The sequence below is a fragment of the Megalodesulfovibrio paquesii genome (assembly GCF_054653055.1).
Window position 1 is genome coordinate 709941 of record NZ_BAAIGQ010000006.1, and the last position, 15326, is coordinate 725266.

A 15326-nucleotide genomic window follows, 5' to 3' on the forward strand; every position below is an offset into this window, starting at 1 on the left:
TTCTTGGAGACACTGGACTTGACGAAAATGCGCAAAACCAAGGTTATTCCCTGGGTTTTAAGTACCGATGTCAATTCCCGTCGCTGATCAGTGGGAATCTCAAGCGGCTATTCCGTAGATTCGGGCAGTTCGAACAGAAACCGCCATGCCGGGACCACTTCGATGGTCCCGCCGACGGCATCGATCCGTTCGTCCTCGTTCCGGGTCACGATGGTTCCGGTTTTCAGGTCCAGTTCGGCCATTGCCTCACTCAGGGCCGCAGTCTCCCGTTTCCGCGTCTGCGGCTCCGCCAGGGACTCGCACACCTGGACCAGCATCTTGGACCGGCCGTGCATCGGGACGATGAAATCGACCTCCCGGCCGGTCTTGGTCTTGTAATAGTAGATCTCCGGGTGAAGACGTCGGAGCGCAGTGAACACGAGGTTCTCAAGGAGATGGCCGGAGTTGACCAGAATTCCGGACGACACCGAAGTGACAAGTGCGTGATCGACGCAGTAGACCTTTTTCGGATTGGTGTTGCTGCGCGCGAGAGACGGGTCGAATATGCGTACGGTGAACAGGAAATAGGCATCCTCGAACCATTCCAGGTAATCCGACACCGCAGACTTCGGAGCCTTGTGGCCCAGTGACTTGAGATAACCCGTAAGGCTGTTGACGGAGTAAAGAGAGGCCGTGTTGTCCACCAGCCAGTGCGCCAGATCGGTCACCGCCTTTGGGTGTGAAACGTCGTGGCGCTCGACCAAATCCCGAAACAGGATGGTGTGAAAGTATTCCTGGTGGGTTTTGATCCGCAGGTTTCGGCCAAGACCGGCGACCTCTGGGAAGCCGCCGGTCTCCCAGTATTCCTCGAAGGCCTTCTGAACGAGGAGCCGTTTTTTAGTCGACAGCGCGCCCTCGCTCTCGATTTCTTTGTAGTCCAGAAATTCCCTGAACGAGAACGGAAACATCTCCCATGAGAGCGCCCGCCCGCGCATTTGCGTTGCGATCTCCTTTGACAGCATCCTTGCCGACGAACCGGTCAGGTACACCTCGCATTTTTCCGTGCGCATCATGCGGTCGACGAAGGGCTCCCAACCGGGAGCGGCCTGAATCTCGTCGAAAAAGCAGAAGACCACTTCGGTGTTTTTCTTCTCCGGGTATACGGAGTAATAGGCCTCGGCGATCAGGCCGAGATTGTCCTGCCGCAGGTTGTGGAGCCGGTCGTCGAAAAAGTTCAGGTACAGAATGTTCTGCCGTGGTACCCCGCCGTCCAACAGCCGCTGGATAACCTGGAACATGTAAGTCGACTTGCCGCTCCGCCGCACACCGATGCAGACGGCTGCCTTGCCGTGTACCGTCTCGATACGCAAACGCCGGGGCACCCCGGTCTCCAGCCGGGTTTCCTGGAAATCCAGGATGATGGATTTGATCGTTTCTATCATAGGTTCACTCCTGGTCATGGTTCTTTCCAGTTGCAGCCTCAGCCGGAAATAAATATAGCCGGTTAGACCTATAGGTGTCAAGGGATATTTCCGGATTCGGTCCAAACTTTCCCAGCGCGACCACCCGCCCACCGACGTTCCTTCCCCGCCTCCGGTAGATAACCCCAGGGGCGGGCTTTCCCCGCCACACGCGCGAATGTCGCGCCCACAAGGGCAAGAAACCGAGAGGCCCCCGGTGGAAACACGATCCAACCCGACACCCGACAGCCCGGCATCCGGATCGGGCGCTGAGCCGACGCCGCTTTCAGCGGACGGTCTGGTGCTCGTCCCTCTGGCAGCCGCCGCGGCCTTGGACCCGTCCGTGTTCAGCAAGGTCAGCGCCTCCGAAGCGATCCCGGCCTCCTGGGAGGACCGGGCGCGCAAGGCCTGGGAGTACTACCTCGAAGAGCCGCTGGTGAAGAACTGCGTCAACTCCTGGCGCACCTTCGCCGTGGGCGAAGAGATCAAGATCGCGGGCGATGACGAGAAGGTGAAGTGGGAGGCTGTGGATGTCGCCGAGCGCCTGGGCGTCTCCGAGTTCGTCAAGGACATGGTTCTCCAACTCCTGGTCAAGGGCGACGCCGTCGGCTTCAAACGCTACACCAAGGACGGCAAGGACCTGGAGGAACTGGTCTGCGTCAATCCGGTTTCGGTCAAGGTCAGGTACGCCCAAGGACAACTCGTGGAGGTTTTACAGGTCCCCGAGGACAATCCAGGTGCGTCGGATGGATTGGACCTGCCGGTGGAGCAGGTGCTCCATCTCAAGTGGGACGCGCCGGCCTTCTCGCCACGGGGCAACTCGCTCGTCCTTCCCGCGTTCCAGTCCATCGAACTCCTCCGCGATTACCGCCGGGCCGAGCAGGCCATCGCCAAGCGCTGGGCCACGCCTTTCAGGCTTCTCAAGGTCGGCGGCGCGTTCGGCCAGAAGATGGTCATGCCCGACCAGAAGATGCTCGAACAGGTTCGGGACATGGTCAACAAGATGGACCTCAAGAGCGGCTTGGTCGTCCCCTTCTACGTCACGGTCGAGACCCACGGCACCGAGGGGCAGGTCCTCAACGTCGAGGACAAGGTCAAGGAAGTGAAGGAGGACATCGTCGTGGCGCTTGGCCTCTCGCGGTCGCTGGTGACCGGGGACGGCCCTAACTTCGCCACGGCATCGGTGAGTCTCCAGAAGATGCTGGTGATGATCCGGGAGATCAAGCAGGCCGCCCGGATCATCCTGAACTGGATATTCAACGACTGGCTGGAGCTCAAAGGCTGGGAAGACAAGACGCTCCAGTTCCTGTTCAACGACCTCGATCCCTCGGACGCGGTCGATTTCAAGCGCCTGCTCATCGAGCTCTACGACCGCAAGCTAATCAGCCGTTCGAGCCTGCAACTGAAGATGGACCTCGACCCTGACATCGAGGCCGCCAACCGGGAGACCGAGAAGCGCTCGGTGGACATGCTCGACGAAAAGCAGATCAAGCCCATCGTCGATATGGTGACGGCCGGGATCATGGGCGTCGAGACGGCGCAGGAGATGCTCGGCCTAGACCCGGCGAAGAACCCGGCTGGGAGCCGCGCCGAGGCATCGTGGGCCGGACCATTCGCCCGAGCAAGCGTCGCCGCCGTCTGCGACGACTGCGCGCATTTCGACGGCGATCTCAACCACTGCCGGGTCCAACGAAACGAAACCACCTTCGATACACCGGTCTGCCGTTTCTTCGACCCGAAGACCGCCGCGATGGAACGCGGCTCCGACCGGGAGAAGGAACCGACATCCCGGCAGGCAGCGTGCCGGGAGTGCGGGGGATGATCGGTGCGCTCGCGGCCGAACGTCCGCTCTCCCAAGCCGAGGCCATCCGCCTGGCCACGGAGAAAAGCGTCCGCGCCCGCAATCTCTATACGGAGCAAACGGTCGCCGATCTGACCGTGATGCTCGCCGCCGCCGAAGAGGAGGTGCGCCGCGCCATCCTTCGCTACAAGAGCCTCGGCTCCCTCCCTGACAACAAACTTGCCGCTCTCGAAGGCCTCAAGAAACTGCAAACCGACATCCAGGAGACCACGAGCCGCCTGCACCGGGAGCAGACGCTGCTTTTCCGGAAGACGGCCAAGACATCCTTCCGCCAAGGCGTCTACCGCGGCATCGACGAGTTCGCCGCGGCCCAGCTTCCCTTCTACCGTGACTTGACCCCGGAGGGTATCGACAAGCTCGCCACCCGAGTGTTCACCCTGGTGGACACGGATGCCCTCGATTTCATGACCAACTACAACCTGGTCCTGGCTGGCGACGTCAACCGCGAGCTGGCCGACGGCATCAAGCGTGTCGTGATGGGCGGCGTCGCCACCGGCAAGGGCGTCGAGGACATCGTCCGCGACCTCGGGCGAGTGGTGAAAGACCCGGAGTCCTTCCGCTACGCCGGTTCCAAGGTGTTCACCAAGGCCCAGTACCGCATGGAGGTGATCGCCCGCACGGAGGTCCTGCGCGCCCATAACCAGGGGCGACTCAAGTTCCACGACCACGTCGGAGTCCGGAAGCTCGAATGGATGACCATGGAGGACGAGCGGGTCTGCCCGGTCTGCGGGCCGCTGGACGGCAAGGTGTTCGACACGAACCGCTTTCCCCAGCAACCGGCCCATCCCAACTGTCGCTGCACGAGTGTGGTCGCATGGCCCCTGGCGATCTGCGGAGGAGAGCTGGGGGCCAAAGCCGCGGCTGAACCCGCCGCGTGCATCATCCCGCCCCAGACCATCGAAGAGCAGGCGAAGGCCAAGGCGACGGAAGACGCGAAGCTCAAGGCAGCCTTCGAAGGCGGACAGATCGCCGACCTGAACACTCTGAGCGTTAAGCAACTCCAGACCCTGGCCAAGCAGAACGGCGTCTCCATCGCCAGGACCAAGACCGACTTCATCAAGCTGCTCGATGCGGCGGAGCCGGGCGTGGACCACTCCAGCCTTGCCGGAGCCGCGCTCGACGCCAAGCTCAAGGAACACAAGATCGGCCTGCTCCGCACCAAGGACGACCTGGTTCAACTTCTCGCACAGAAGCAGGCTTCCCTCAAGCAGGCGCAGCAACTGGCGGACCAGCTCAAGAAAATTCCGCCGAGCGGCGGGCTGCATGACCTCACCGTGGTCGAACTCCAGGAGATGGCCAAGGCCAAGGGAGTCTCCCTCAACATGACCAAGCAGGACGTCATCGACCTGCTCGACGAGTTGGAACCCGGCGTCGATCACAAGACGCTCCAAGGCGCGGCCCTGATCGACGCCAAGAAGAAGCACCACATCGGCCCGCTCAAAAACAAGCAGCAGCTTGTCAAGGCGCTGGAAAAGGCGGTCGGTGAGGAACTGGCGGAAAAATGGCGGGAAAAACGCGATGGATCTATTTTGTACGGAATTCCTTCAGGCGAGTATTTTCAACAAGCCGATCCAGAGTCTTCATCGTGAAGACCTTCCCCCTGGTTGCAAGGATCATTTTCTTCATATCCTCGCGGCGAACTCCAAAACCGCGCCCGCCGATACAAGCTATGACTTCATATTTCGGGTTGTCTGATGAACGTCCGGCGAGGCTCAGTTCGCCGAGATGTTGAATACGGGTCACTTTGTCACGCGCCGTACCGTCGTCTTCCGTAATCTTTGCCTCAATGATGATCTGTGGATTAAACTCGCTCGGAATTATGAAGTCCGGGGTTTGGTCGAAACCCTCGATGCGCTCAGCACGCTTCGTCTTGCGGAAACTAATTCCAGCCTTGGACAAGACTTCTTCGATGGCCGACTCAAGGCTGTCGCCGACCAATTCACTCACTGAATCACGATGACCGGCGAATGGCCTTCCGAGAAAGCGCTCATAAAGCAACATTGCGTATGGGACACCCATGCCGGCGAGATTTGAGAGGCTTTCGATGCCATGTCTCGTGTCGGCCTTATCGAGTCGGTGAAGCTGATCAACATCCACTTCCGGCACACCTTCAGCGAGTAACGTGCATGCTGTTTTTACCAGGGCCTCAAGTCGTTCCTTGGTGACGCCGTTGACGCTCAGTGGCGTTTCGGGAGACATGCGAATCTTACGGTCAAGAGAACGCACAAATCCCTGTGCCACGTCAATTCCGGTTCTTTGAGTCGTCACATAACCCCATTCTGGAGGGGTGAAACCGAGCATGGTTCGCAGCACGACAATGGAGATCGGCTCCTGTATGGTTACAGAAAGAACAGACATCAGATCGAATTTCGTAAACCCTTTGGTGGCTGATTTCAATGCTTCGTAGCCGCGCTCGAAAACGGGGTATTCGACAAACCCCGCGCCTTTCGGCATGATCAGGAACTCCGATTCGAGGCAGGAAAATACGGCGTCGACATAGCCTTCCGGATTTTTGAGAATATCTTCGAAACTGACTTCAAAAGGAAACGTTGGCATGTTCGACTCCGTAATTGGTGTCATTTTCTCTGACTATGAGCAGCGGTTCATGATGACAAGCGCCATTTATTACATTGAGGTGCCGTTCAATTTCAGACCATCCGCCGAATGCTTGGAGCCAATCGGCCACTGTTGACAATCTCTTTGATGTGTTGGCCGATTTGTCCCACCTGGTCCGAAGATTCCATATCGCCAGGCGGACGAGGTGACCGTAAGCAATGCAGCGAGTATCCCCAATCGAAGGAGATACCTTACCTTTCCGAAGCTCAGCTAAGTCTTCGCACACCAGACTGGCGACTCCTGCCGCTGAACATGGCAAACTCTTTTTTGAAACGAATCCGGTCTTTCGACACACAAAAACCGTGTCTATGATGGAAGAACCTGTGCCGTTGATGTGGATGGAGGCACCCATCTCGGCAGGGCAAGGCAAGGCGGCGGAGCAAACCAATCCAGCGTCAAGAATAGCGACGGCAACAGGCAGGTAGGCTTCGAGCGCATTATGGTGATACGTAAAAGCCAACGGCGCACCTGGTTTCAACGCCTTTGCCATCCGCTGGAAGACCGAGGATACGCCCTCCGTAAAATGTTCCAGATTTCTTCCCATGTCTATGTTGCCGGTTAGTTCATACTGGCTTCGCGTCGATGGGTGCCGGAACGCCTTCACCTTTTCGCTTATCAATTTTCTCAACCATACGTAACAGAAGTCCATCAATTCCGCATACTGGACATTTCCAAAGTAGGGCGGATCGGTAAACACCGCATCGAGCGAGGATTCGGGCAAATTGACGGATGCCGCGTCTTCACAGTGAATCTCTACAAGCCTATGTCGCCCTGTTCGGCCACCGTTGAGACGGTCACCAATCCATTCGCCCCTGATCGGCACTAATTCTTTGTGTCGCCCTTTATGCCGAACCTCGAATGGCTCATCACAGTAGGTCTTTGCTTTTCGGTATTTTTCGGTGATGTTTTTCCATCCTCCGCTCCCGACGCAGACATTTTTCCCCTTTTCCACTATCCCCAGAAAATTGGATTCGCATTGAATGAGCCCCACCGGAAACCCGTGTACTGAGAATATATCCAGAGACTTAAGCGCCATCGTGTCGTAACGGCAAAGCATGTTTTGATAGCGCAAAAGATCGGAAAAATTGGTCGCCAAGGCGTTCTTGACACGCTCGTTTGTAATCTTGGATATGATCCGCGCGGAGAGTTCAAGACTAAGAAGTTGACGGGCGTTAAACATTTCCCGGTACCACCTATATCCCCATCGATGGAGGCGATTTGTTTCATCGCCGGAAGGAATTTCATCGTCGGGAACAAACCGAGGTCGCGTTTTCATCCATCGAGTCTCGGATTCCGACACGCGGTCAAGGTCTTGACTGTCAGGCACCTTAAAAAAACGCCCTGCGTGGCCACTCTTACAGGAGGGGCAATAATACTCAATTGCGAAAAGTCGATGCCTTGGAGGCCCAAGGGATGCTTTTGGAAAACTGTTTCCCGCTCCACAGTGGGGGCACATACAACGGTTCCGGCGCGCTGGCCCATCCACTGCAAGCGAATCGCCGCAATAATGGCATTGACCGGGATTCTTTCGATCCGTGGTTTCCGTCAGTCGGCCACACGAGGGACATACGAAGACGTTTTTCGGATGTCTTGCATCGGACGCAAGAAGATAGCCAGGGAAAAGATCAATGGTTTTACCACAGCTCTTACAGTCAGTCGTCTTTACCCAAAGGAAGTACTTTACATGGGCGTCTTCGCCTCCGCAGATTACGCATTTCGTCCGGTAGAGGTGATCGATTTCCTTTTCAAGCTCGGCGCGCAGCAAATCAGCCGCCTCGTCATAGGCTGCAAGGTCGAGGTGCTCGATCTCCTGCTTCACTATCCAATAGGACATAGGGTTGATGTCGAAACCTACCACGTCGCAACCAAGACGGTTCGCTTCCAAGAGCGGCGTGCCTCCGCCCATGAAGGGGTCGGCGATCCGGCGTCCTGTAAAGTCGTGGGCATCATAAAACGCTTCACGCAGAGGACGTTGTGAGAATTCGGCCAGCAAAAGCCCCCGAAACAGTGTACCCGGTCTACGAGCAAACCACTTGTGCACAGCGATGATTGGTCGGTAATTCTGTTGAATCTGTTTTTCCCGCAAGGCAAGATCTGCGATGAACGATATTTCGAAGTTTTTCTCGATCATCTGGGAACACCTTCCTGCCTTTGATCGGCGCTGACAGGTCGCTGATTTTTCATCCACTGGTCGATTTCCTCGCGGTCGAAGCGCCATTGATTGCCGACCTTGGAAGCCGGGATGCCCCCTTCCTGGGCCATGCGGTACAGCTTCGTCCGGCCCATCTTCAGGTACTCGGCCAGTTCCTCTATGGTCAACCACTTTGTCCGGTCCATTGAAAGCCTCATCTCGAGTGCAAGCCTTCGCCATAAGACGATAAAGAATGATAACATCCGGCACATTCCGTGTCAAACCAAAAACCAGCCGCCTCTCCTGATCCACCCTCCGACACTTTTCGACGGTCTCCGGTAGGTATCCAAGCGACAGGGCTCTCGGCCTGATTTCGGGGTTCACCCCGGGCACGGGCCGACCGCTCACCGGCATCAACCGGATTTGTCGCGACATGACCGGAGAACCGAATGGAGCTTTTCGCAACCGACCGTGACCGGCTGGCGTTCCTCCTCGAAACCGACGCCGCCCTTGACCTGGACTTCGAAGCGCTCGAGGCCCAGGCCGAGGCCGCTGCCGAGGAGCCGTCGCCGGAACAGCGGCCGAAATACATCACCAACTACATCGGCTCGAAGCAGAAGCTGGTGGATTGGATTTGGAAGCACACCCCGGACGGTGTGGAATCAGTCGTCGACGCGTTTTCCGGCTCGGCTGTCGTGGCCTACATGTACAAGACCAAGGGCCTGCGGGTCCTGGCCAATGACCGGCTGCGCTACTGCCACCACGCGGCCCGGGCGATCATCGAGAACGACAAGGTGCGTCTCTCCGATGAGGACCTGGAGGCGCTGCTCGCGGACAACGCGAAGGCCGGAACCTTCGTCCGGGACAACTTCAAGGGCATCTTCTTCGCCAAGGGCGTCCACGGCCTGATCGACACGATCCGTGCCAACGTCGACAAGCTCTCGGGCTTCAAGAAAGACATCGCTCTCTTCGCCCTGGGCAAGACCTGCATGTCCGGCAAGGGCGGCTTCGGGCATTTCTCGTCGTCGACCCGCTACGGCAAGCGCGAGGACACCCCGGAGGAATTCAAGGAGCGGCTGCGCAAGAACGTGGCCCGCATCAACGCCCTCGTTTTCTACAACGGCAAGGAGTGCAAGGCATTCCGCAAAGACATCAACGATTTCCTGCCGGAGGCCAAGGCCGACCTGGCGTATTTCGATCCGCCCTACGCCACGGAGTTTTCGACCACCAACTACGAGAAGTCCTACCACTTCGTGGAAGGATTGATGACCTATTGGGAGGGGCTGACCCTCGTCGAGGACTCCAAGACCAAGCACTACGAGACCGACCATAAGACCGTGACCCGCGCCAACGCCGCGGAGTTCTTCGAGTCTTTCCTCGGCAACGCCAAGCACATCCCGCACTGGCTCATTTCATACCGCGACCACGCCTATCCGAACGAATCGGAGATGCGGCGGATCATCGCCTCCCTGGGACGGGATTCGTCGATGCGCTCCCACGATCACCATTACGCCATCACATCCCGGCACGGCGAGGCGTCCCACGCCAAGGAACGTCTGTTCATCTGCCGCAGAGCCGAGGGCGCGGAGCGGTCCGCCAAGGCGTCCGCGGAGGACAGCCTGCGGGTAGAAGCCGTCTGGGAGGAAACCGAGAATGAGGTCCGCTACCGCGTCCGGAACCCGGACGAGTTCGAACCCGACAGCTTCCGCCGCAAGCCCCTGGAGGGCGTCGACGGCGTGGCGATCATCATCGGACGCTTGAAGAAGGAGTTCTTGCCCGAGGGCGGCAATCCGCGCTCCATGGTGCTGCAGGCCTACCGGTTCGTCCGCAAGACGGAGAAGAACCCGGACGGCTGGACCATGGAAAAAGCCAAGGAGTGGATCGACAAGCACGAAGCCGGACGGGCCGTCGATGCCGCCCTGCGCGTGGAGGAGAACCTGATCGCTCTGGCGGATGCGCCGCTGGGCGAATCGCTGGACCTCTTGAGCTGCCAGGCCGGGAAAGCGGAATCGGTCCGCGTCACCGGTTTCATGGGCAGCAAATACCTGATGCTCGGCTGGATCGAAAGCCATGTCCCCAAGGACGCGGAGAGCATCCTCGATGCTTTTTCAGGCGGGGCCAATGTCGCCTATCACTTCAAACGCAAAGGGCTGAAAGTCATCGCCAACGATCTCCTGCGGTATCCCCACCATCTGGCGCGGGCCGTGGTGGAGAACTCCAGCGAGACTCTGAGCGACGAGGACGTGGACCGAATCCTCGCCCCCAATGCGGACGCGGGCACCTTTATCGTCGATCACTTCTACGGCTACTACTACACCAAGCCGGTGCTCCGGTGGCTCGACCAAGTCTGGGCGAACATCCAGAAGCTTCACGGCTACAAGAAAGATCTGGCGCTGGCCGCGCTCGGTACCACCGTGAAGGCCAAGAGCGCCTTCGGTCAGTTCTCGCGGTCCAAGATGCACCGCAAGGCAGACCTCGACACGGATGCCAGCCTGGAGCAATCCCAGCTCTCCAATCCACCGCTGTCCAAGTTCATCGAGTCGTTCCGACGCTCGGTGGGCCAGCTCAACCGGCTGGTCTTCGACAACGGCAAAGAGTGCAAGGCGTTCAACCTGGATGCGGCCGAGGCGGTCCGGCGATTCGGCGCGGACGTTCTGTATCTGGACCCGCCCTACGTCACCGAGTTCGGCAGCAACGATTACGAGGATTCCCTGCATTTCATCGAAGGGCTCATGACCCGCTGGGCGGACAAGGAACTCCAGGACAATCCCCGTCGCAACTATCCGTCCCGGACGCGTTACACCAAGGAATCGATCCGTTCCCTGATGGAGACGATGGCAGCCGACGCCCGGGGCAAATACGGCACGGTGCTCCTCTCGTACCGCGACCGGGCTTTCCCGCGGGAAGAGGAAATCAAGGAGATATTCGCCGAGCACTACGGTCTCGTCCGTGTCCGCGGCATGGAGGTGGACTACAACATCGCCAAGGACATCGGCCGGGAAGGTAAACACGCCCGGGAACTGCTCTTCGTCGCCTCCAAATCACGCGGTGCGGCGCGCTCCAAAGCGGATACGCGGGCACCGGCGGCATGTCACACCTCGTTCCCTATAGAGCTGTCGCTCGATACGTTCACCGGGCTCCAGACCGAAGCGGCGGCATTGGACCAGGCCGCGGGCGATCCGCAGTTCACCTTCATCCTCTGCCGGGCCGGCACGAACAAGAACGGCGACCACTTCACCCCCGACGAACTGGCCGCCCGTTACATGACGGCGGTCAACAAGAAGATCGACCTGAAGCATTCCCAGGATTTCACCGACATCGTCGGCGGCATCGTGGGGGCGGATTACGTGGAGGACGAAAGCGGCGGCCGGATCGAGTGCGCGGGCGAACTCTATGTCTCCGACAGCCCGCACGCTCAGTTGGCCTACAAGCTCATCCGCAAAGGGATCATCTCCCAGGTCTCCATGGAATGCGACTACGAGGAAGGCGAGTGCTCGATCTGCGGCAAACGCGTCGTTTCGAAGAGCGATTACTGCGTTCACCTGCGCAAGAACAAGGGCGGTGAGCTCCAAGGGCAACCCGTCTACGAAATCCTCCACGGCGTCACTTTCACCGGGCTCGGGCTTCTCGACCGCAAAGGCGCGGACGAGAACGCCCGCATCCTGAAAGTCGCCGCGGCGGAAAACGATGGTTCGACAACCCACTCTGAAGGAGGTCCGACAATGGACGAGAAACACAAGGATACCGAGGAACGGGCAGCGGAAGCCGCTAAAAAGAAGGACGACGGCGGCGGTGGGACCGCGCCCGATGACAAGACCCGGCTCAAGGAGTTGGAGCGGGAGAACAAGGAACTCAAACAGCAGGTTCTCGCGCTGCAGAAGCAGCTCGAGGAACTGGAGGCCGAAAGAAAAGCCGCCGCGAACCGGAGCCGGGCACAGAAGCTTCTGCGCAAGATCGAGAAAAACGGTCTGTCCTTCGAGTCCGACGAAGAGCGCGAACAGGAGCTGAGCCGTCTGGCCGGTCTTTCCGACGAGGCCTTCGCCGCCAGCGAAGCCGCTTTCGAGCGGATGATGAAGGCCGGTTCCCGCGGTCACTCCGAGGACAAGGATGCCAAGGACCGAGGAGCGGGCGCGGAAACCGCGAAGGCGTCATGCGGTTGCGACGACCCGCCCCTGCGCAGCGACGCGGGCGTTCGTCCGAAGGACGTGGAAGACAAAAAGACGAGCCTCGAGGACCGGCTGAAGAGCGGTTTCATGGCCGCCTACCGACAACGAGTGGCGACGGCGACCGGCGAACCGGTTTCGACCAACTGACAAAGGAGGAATGACCATGGCTTTCATCAATCCCAATCACCGGGGCCTCGCATACGGCGACGGCTACCTGCAGGGCGACGGCCAACTCGGCCAGGTGGTGAGGATCGTCGGCAACGACCTCTTCGCCGTGAACACCACGCCGACGGCCAAGTCCTTCGGCATTCTGATCAAGGACTACAAGAACGGAGAGATGCCCGGCATCTACTGCATGGGCGGCGTATACGAGACCGACGTCTTCGAAGGGACCGTGAATCCCGGCGACGACCTGAAGGTTTCGGCCAACGGCAAACTCACCGCGGGCGTGCAGGCGGGCGAGGAAGTCATCGCCCGGGCCGTCTCCGTCTCCGGCGGAACGATCAAGTTCCGGCTGCTCATCTGATTACAGGAGGAAAAGGATATGGAGACGATCCGCATGAACGTGCACAGCCAGGAATACATGGAGACGATGGCGCGCCTGATGTCCGAGGCGCTGGCGTCCCCGGAAGGGATGCGCGCACTGGCCGCGGCCATCGCCGAACCCATCGAACAGGAAATCAAACGCAAGGAGATCTCTTCGCTCCTGCTCACGAAACACACTCTGCCCAAGGGCGAGCGTCCTCTCTACCAGAAGAAGCCCAAAGTGAAGGCCTACTGGATTTCCACCGAAGGCGAGGCTCAGGAGCAGGAAGTCGGCAAGGACGAAGTGGAGTTTCCCACCAACCGCATCCACTCCGCACCTATGGTCGACGTTTCGGTGCTCAAGAACGGCAACATCGGCACTTTGATGGACATCCAGACCTCGGCCGCGGACGAAATCCGCAAGGAGATCGACAAGCGGACCATTACGGTGCTTTCGGCGGCGGTTCCCGCGGCCAACACCGTGGAGGTGACCGGCGCGACCCTCACCGAGGAGGCGCTCAACGAGGCGATCTCCATCATCGAAGATCTCGAGTTGACGGTGAAGTACATCGTCATGAGGGGCCGGCGTTTCAACGACCTGCGGGGCTGGAACCTCGACCCGGAAACCAAGGCCGAACTGCGGGCCAAGGGCGTCATCAAGAACTACGGGACCGGCGGCATTCTGCTGACCGCCGCGCAGGCCATCGACGAGGTGCTGCTCATCCCCGACGAGGAAGTGGGCAAGTTGCCGGTGCGCGAAAACCTCAAGACCGAAGCCATCGAGCAGAAGACCCGCTTCAAGACGGGCTGGCTCGTCTGGTCGGAACTGGGGCAAGGCATCACCCGCCCGGACATTCTCGCCAAGATCAAGATTCTCGGCTGACGGAGGTGAACCGTGACGGTGAAACTCAAGAACATCCGACCGGGAGTCCTGATCCTCGCCGACGCCAAGCTGCGTCTCGATCCGGGCGAGACCTTTGAAACGGACGCGCTTTCCCCCCAAATGGAATCGGCGTTGTCCGCGGGAAGGCTCGCGCGGATGGACGGCAAGGACGATCCCCGGAAACAGGACGAAAGCCATCCAACCGGTATTCAAGAGGAAGACCTTTCTGGACTCACCGCAGCCGAAGCTATCTCCCGGATCGGCATAGAAGGCGATCCCGACAAGCTCAAAGCCCACCTGGCGGGTGAAAAACGCAGGACGGTGATCGACGCCCTCAAGAAGCGGCTGACGGAGGTGGAAGGTGGCGCTGGCTGATCTCGTAGCCGTTCTCCGGACCGACCTGTCCGATCTCCAAGGCGAGCTGTTCACCGATGACGTCCTTTCCCGATGCATCCTGAAGGGCGTGTATCGTTTGGCGCGCGACCTGGAGCTTTCCATGTCCGTCGTGAACGAAGAGGTGGTTCCGGAGCCGGAAGGCGAGACTCGTGAACTGCTGCTTTTACTTGGCCAAATACATGCCTGCCAAGTCATGCGGGCCCAGACCGCCAATGCGTTTTCCTTTTCCAGCGGCGACAAGCGGGTGGATAAAACCAAGCAACCCGAGCATTGGGCCGGGCTCGAGGAAGACCTCAAGGCCGTGTACAAGCAGCGGCTGAGTGAAATCAAACCGGGAGCCGCCGCATCCCCCGAGGACTACATCATCACCCCCGGAGGACTCGCGCCGGTCATCTACGATCAAGGAAGCGAGATTGAGCTGTGACCCTCTTGAGCGATCCCGAGAAAGCGGCGGCCGCCGGGGACGTAAAGGAACTGATCCTTGCATGCGGGCAGGAAGCGGCGTTGCTGCGCACCGTTCCGGGCGAGCGATTGTATGGATCGGACGACGCATCGTTCACTGAAGTGGAGACCTTTCCGATCGAGTTCATCGAAACGCCGCCGGAGGACCTCGCCAACAAGATCGACGCCATGGCCTGCGTGCTCCCCGCCCTGGATGTGAGACCGGAAGACCGGGTGCGCAGCGGGGCGGACGTTTTTCGGGTTCAGACCGTAGTGGAAGAGCGTCTCTTCGGCGTCGTGACCCACAAGGTGCTGAAGCTGGTGCGCATCCATGGGAGTTAAGCGTTTCGGCGATTGGAAAAAGGCGAAAGCGAAGCTGGCCGCCAATCCCGGAGCCCGGCTCACCCTGGCGATCCGGCAGGCGACCATCAAGAACGCGCTATTACTCGTCCGCGAGATCAAACGCGGCATCCGCTCCCAGGCACCGGGCGGCAAGGCGTTCGTTAAGCTGGCCGAGAGCACCATCGCGCGCAAGGGCTCCAGCAAGGCCCTGATCGACACCGGCTTTCTGGTCAATTCCATCACTCAGCGCATCCTCGCCGACCGGGCGTTCGTGGGACTCCTGCGCGGCACGGTCAACAAGGACGGCGACGACCTGGTGAACATCGGCGCGGTGATGGAGTACGGAACCACCATCCAGCATCCCAACGGCGCGGTGATCGTCATCCCGCCCCGTCCCTTCCTGCATCCCACCATGGATAAGTACCGCGAGCAGATCGTCGAGAACTACCGCCAGGCCATCCGCGCTGCGCTCTGATCCCCGCCGACACTTCCCGTCCGGCTCCGGTAGGTATCCAGCGGAAACGTT

General features: G+C 59.5%; 13 protein-coding genes. 9 read left to right on the forward strand and 4 right to left on the reverse strand.

From position 1 onward, the window contains the following. Nucleotides 1-107 precede the first annotated feature (107 nt). Nucleotides 108-1421, reverse strand: a complete 1314-nt coding sequence (locus ACYQ00_RS16035) for an ATP-binding protein (protein ID WP_460033108.1) — start codon at nucleotides 1419-1421, stop codon at nucleotides 108-110. A 235-nt stretch (nucleotides 1422-1656) separates the two neighbouring features. Between ACYQ00_RS16035 and ACYQ00_RS16040 the strand changes: the two genes are divergently transcribed. Together ACYQ00_RS16040 and ACYQ00_RS16045 are read left to right on the forward strand one after the other, a co-directional pair. Next, a complete protein-coding gene (locus ACYQ00_RS16040) occupies nucleotides 1657-3261 on the forward strand; it encodes a phage portal protein family protein (RefSeq protein WP_460033109.1) in 1605 nt (534 codons plus the stop codon). After that, nucleotides 3258-4889, forward strand: coding sequence for a phage head morphogenesis protein (locus ACYQ00_RS16045; RefSeq protein WP_460033110.1), 1632 nt, complete (start codon nucleotides 3258-3260; stop codon nucleotides 4887-4889). Before ACYQ00_RS16040 ends, ACYQ00_RS16045 begins: the two co-directional genes overlap by 4 nt. Here ACYQ00_RS16045 and ACYQ00_RS16050 read toward each other — a convergent pair. From ACYQ00_RS16050 to ACYQ00_RS16060, 3 genes are read right to left on the reverse strand one after another with little or no spacing between them, the layout of a single operon-like run. Beyond that, a complete protein-coding gene (locus ACYQ00_RS16050) occupies nucleotides 4825-5856 on the reverse strand; it encodes a hypothetical protein (protein WP_460033111.1) in 1032 nt (343 codons plus the stop codon). The two genes, ACYQ00_RS16045 and ACYQ00_RS16050, sit on opposite strands and share 65 nt — an antisense overlap. Further along, the gene (locus ACYQ00_RS16055; protein ID WP_460033112.1) at nucleotides 5837-8047 is read right to left on the reverse strand and encodes a DUF1156 domain-containing protein; all 2211 of its coding nucleotides are present in this window, start codon (nucleotides 8045-8047) and stop codon (nucleotides 5837-5839) included. The genes ACYQ00_RS16050 and ACYQ00_RS16055 overlap by 20 nt, the downstream gene beginning before the upstream one ends. After that, nucleotides 8044-8253 (reverse strand): helix-turn-helix domain-containing protein, encoded by a 210-nt coding sequence (locus tag ACYQ00_RS16060; RefSeq protein WP_460033113.1) that lies wholly within the window; start codon nucleotides 8251-8253, stop codon nucleotides 8044-8046. Before ACYQ00_RS16060 ends, ACYQ00_RS16055 begins: the two co-directional genes overlap by 4 nt. A gap of 243 nt (nucleotides 8254-8496) precedes the next feature. Between ACYQ00_RS16060 and ACYQ00_RS16065 the strand changes: the two genes are divergently transcribed. The 7 genes from ACYQ00_RS16065 to ACYQ00_RS16095 are packed head-to-tail and all read left to right on the forward strand — an operon-like array spanning nucleotide 8497 to nucleotide 15275. Beyond that, complete coding sequence (locus ACYQ00_RS16065; protein WP_460033114.1) at nucleotides 8497-12360, forward strand: DNA adenine methylase; 3864 nt, start codon at nucleotides 8497-8499, stop codon at nucleotides 12358-12360. A 10-nt stretch (nucleotides 12361-12370) separates the two neighbouring features. Continuing rightward, nucleotides 12371-12739, forward strand: coding sequence for a hypothetical protein (locus ACYQ00_RS16070; protein ID WP_460033115.1), 369 nt, complete (start codon nucleotides 12371-12373; stop codon nucleotides 12737-12739). An 18-nt stretch (nucleotides 12740-12757) separates the two neighbouring features. Next, nucleotides 12758-13621 (forward strand): HK97-fold major capsid protein, encoded by an 864-nt coding sequence (locus ACYQ00_RS16075; protein WP_460033116.1) that lies wholly within the window; start codon nucleotides 12758-12760, stop codon nucleotides 13619-13621. A gap of 12 nt (nucleotides 13622-13633) precedes the next feature. Next, complete coding sequence (locus tag ACYQ00_RS16080) at nucleotides 13634-13996, forward strand: hypothetical protein (protein ID WP_460033117.1); 363 nt, start codon at nucleotides 13634-13636, stop codon at nucleotides 13994-13996. After that, on the forward strand, nucleotides 13983-14441 hold the full coding sequence (locus ACYQ00_RS16085; RefSeq protein ID WP_460033118.1) for a hypothetical protein: 459 nt from the start codon (nucleotides 13983-13985) through the stop codon (nucleotides 14439-14441). Before ACYQ00_RS16080 ends, ACYQ00_RS16085 begins: the two co-directional genes overlap by 14 nt. Then, nucleotides 14438-14800, forward strand: a complete 363-nt coding sequence (locus ACYQ00_RS16090) for a hypothetical protein (protein ID WP_460033119.1) — start codon at nucleotides 14438-14440, stop codon at nucleotides 14798-14800. The genes ACYQ00_RS16085 and ACYQ00_RS16090 overlap by 4 nt, the downstream gene beginning before the upstream one ends. Further along, entirely contained in the window at nucleotides 14790-15275 is a 486-nt protein-coding gene (locus tag ACYQ00_RS16095) for a phage virion morphogenesis protein (RefSeq protein WP_460033120.1), read from the forward strand. Before ACYQ00_RS16090 ends, ACYQ00_RS16095 begins: the two co-directional genes overlap by 11 nt. Nucleotides 15276-15326: the final 51 nt, after the last annotated feature.